Annotated in this window: 1 protein-coding gene; it reads right to left on the bottom strand. The window is 59.7% G+C overall.

What is annotated here, in order from left to right; genetic code table 11:
* Positions 1 to 11: 11 nt before the first annotated feature.
* Entirely contained in the window at positions 12 to 1,790 is a 1,779-nt protein-coding gene (locus ACR0ID_RS20320) for an ABC transporter ATP-binding protein (RefSeq protein ID WP_480608395.1), read from the bottom strand.
* Between the last annotated feature and the right edge of the window lie 189 nt (positions 1,791 to 1,979).

The following is a 1,979-nucleotide window of genomic DNA, read 5'->3' on the forward strand; positions in this document are numbered from 1 at the left end:
AGCTCCCCCTATTACTCTGCGACTTTTTGTTTGTGTTTATTGAACTGTTGGTCGAAGAGGTTTTTGAAGGGGCCGTTTTTCTGCATGAGTTGGTCGAGGTTTCCCTGTTCGGCGATAGCGCCGTCCTGGATGACGATGATCTTGTCTGCCTCCAGCACGGTTGACAGGCGGTGGGCGATGACGATGACGGTGACATCCTGTGTCAGGGCGTCCAGCGCCTCTTTGACCAGCGATTCCGATTCCGCGTCCAGCGCGCTTGTGGCCTCGTCCAGCAGCAGGATCTCGGCCTTGCGCAGAATGGCACGGGCAATTGCGATGCGCTGTTTCTGGCCGCCTGACAGAAAGGTTCCGTTCTCGCCCACCGGGGTCTCATAGCCCTGCGGCAGGTCGGTGATGAACTGATGCGCATGTGCGGCCCGGGCTGCCGCGATCACCTCTTCGTCGCTCGCATCGGGCGCCGAGCAGCGCAGGTTGTCCATCACCGAGGCCGAGAACAGGAACGTATCCTGACCGACATACGAGATTTTCCGCCGCAGCGAGGCAAAGCTAACATCCCTCAGGTCCCGGCCATCGATCTCGACGCTGCCCTGATCGGGGTCGTAAAACCGCATGATCAGGCCAAACAACGTGGATTTGCCACCACCGGACTGGCCGACAAGGGCGGTGGTTTTCCCGGCCTCGAAAGTGGCGCTCATGTTGTCGATCACCGGCACCGTGCCCTGATAGCCAAAGGTCACATTGCGCAGCGTGATCTGTCCGGGGCCGTCACTCAGGTCACGGGCCCGGGGGCTTTCCACCATCGTGTCCTCCTGATCCAGCAGGCTGAACAACAGGCCGACCCCGACCATGCAGGTTTCAATCTGGACCCGCATCCTGGACAGGCGCTTGGCAGGTTCATAGGCCATCAGCAAAGCGGTGATGAAGGACATCAGCTGACCCGCGGTCGGCTGTTCGGCACCCGCGATACCCATCGTGCTGACAATGAGAACCCCGGCAACCGCCAGACCGGCCAGAAACTCCATCAGCGGGCTGGCAATGGCCTGCAGCCGGGCGATGTCGTTCGAGCGCTGTTCGACCTTCCGGATCGCGGTCTCCATTCGGTCGATCATGCGATCTTCAAGCGCAAACACCTTGATCACCTTGATCCCCGCCGAGGTCTCCTGCAGCACCCGGATGATCTCTGCCAGCGATTTGAACTCGGCCTGCATGATCGAGCGCACGCTTTTCAGCAGATACCGCACCCCCAGCAGGGCAATCGGGCCCACCACAAAGAACATCACCGACAGGACCGGCTGCTGATACACCATGACCACAATCAGGCCGACCAGGGTCAGGGCATCGCGGACAAACCCGGTGACCAGAACATCGATCAGGCTCCGGGCCGATTGCGCGCCATTGGTCGTGCGCATCAGCAGATCCGACGATTCAGTGGTCGAGAAGAACGACACTCCGTGCCGGACCAGCTTGCGGTACAGCTTCTCCTGCTGCTGGGCCACAATCCGGTTGCCCGCGCGTGCCAGAAAAACGGCCTGAATATACGAGGCCACCGCCTTGGTCAGGAACAGAAGCACAACCCCCAGCGCAATGACATGCACCCATCCCCGCAATTCCGGGCTGGTCATGGCATCGATGATATATTCCATCATGTAAGCCGAGCCGGCGGTGGTGACCGCCACCGCGATCATCGCCAGGATCGCAATGCCGTAAAGCCCGCCCTGCGCATAAAAGCTCTCACCGACAAGCCGGCCCATATAGCCCGATCGCCACTTGTTCCAGGCGCGCTTCATCATTGCGTTCTCCAAATCCGTGAAACGGTGCGCACGCCCAGATACCCCATATCCCGCCGCGCCTAAAGGACAGATGCAACCCTGCGGCAGACCAACCCATCCCAACATCCAAACACGCTAAATAAGACCTAACCCTCAAACCCGCAACCAATACCAAATACTCAAGCAATCCAATACCGCAATCGAACGGCT

It is taken from the genome of Ruegeria sp. AL2, assembly GCF_056540845.1.

What these genes read in the sequence shown, in the direction of transcription:
- ACR0ID_RS20320 (WP_480608395.1), bottom strand. Translation starts at nt 1,790, where the DNA reads ATGATGAAGCGCGCCTGGAACAAGTGGCGATCGGGCTATATGGGCCGG.